This is a genomic window from Streptomyces sp. C10-9-1, assembly GCF_024497955.1.
GTDB lineage: Bacteria > Actinomycetota > Actinomycetes > Streptomycetales > Streptomycetaceae > Streptomyces > Streptomyces sanyensis.
The window spans coordinates 1-954 of the sequence record NZ_JANHKP010000035.1 but is presented as its reverse complement, the minus strand read 5'-3'; the positions used below and the strand labels follow the sequence as shown (position 1 = coordinate 954).

Genomic DNA, 954 nt, shown 5'->3' with positions numbered 1-954 from the left:
TGGGTGAGGGCCTTCCGGTTCGGTGTGGATTGCGACGTCTACACCTGACCGAAAGGCCCTCGTGCCCCACCGTAATGCACCCCTGACCGAGACCGGGCGACTGCGCCTGGCCCGCTGCGTGGTCGAGGACGGCTGGCCCCTGCGCCGGGCCGCCGAGCGCTTCCAGGTCTCACCCACCACCGCCCAGCGCTGGGCCGACCGCTACCGGCAACTCGGCGAGGCGGGCATGTCCGACCGCTCCTCCCGCCCGCACACCAGCCCGCGCCGCACCCCGACCCGCACCGAACGCCGCATCATCAAGGTCCGACTCCTGCGCCGCTGGGGACCAGCCCGCATCGCACACCTGCTGCACCTCGTGCCCTCGACCGTGCACCGGGTGCTCACCCGCTATCACCTGGCCCGCCTCACCCACCTGGACCGGGCCACCGGCCGGATCATCCGCCGCTACGAACGCGAACATCCCGGCGAGCTCGTCCACGTCGACATCAAGAAACTCGGCAACATCCCCGACGGCGGCGGCCACAAGGCCCTGGGCCGGCAAGCGGGCCGCAGGAACCGCAAGAACGCCGGCTACAGCTACCTGCACACCGCCGTCGACGACCACTCCCGCCTCGCCTACAGCGAGATCCACACGGACGAGAAGAAGGAGACCGCCACCGGCTTCTGGACCCGGGCCCAAGCGTTCTTCACCACCGCCGGGATCACCGTCGAACGTGTCCTGACCGACAACGGCTCCTGCTACCGATCCCGCGACTGGCGAGACGCTCTGGCGGCGGCCGGGATCACCCACAAGCGAACCCGGCCCTACCGCCCGCAGACCAACGGCAAGGTCGAACGCTTCAACCGCACCCTGCTCGACGAATGGGCCTACGCCCGCCCCTACCACTCCGAACAGGAACGACGCGACGCCTTCCCCGGCTGGCTACACACCTACAATCACCACCGCGGACACAC

At 69.8% G+C, this 954-nt stretch carries 1 protein-coding gene; it reads left to right on the top strand.

What is annotated here, in order from left to right; translation table 11 throughout:
* Positions 1 to 61: 61 nt before the first annotated feature.
* Positions 62 to 954 (top strand): IS481 family transposase (locus NPS70_RS28395; protein WP_256527333.1); only part of this gene is annotated, 893 nt, incomplete at its 3' end.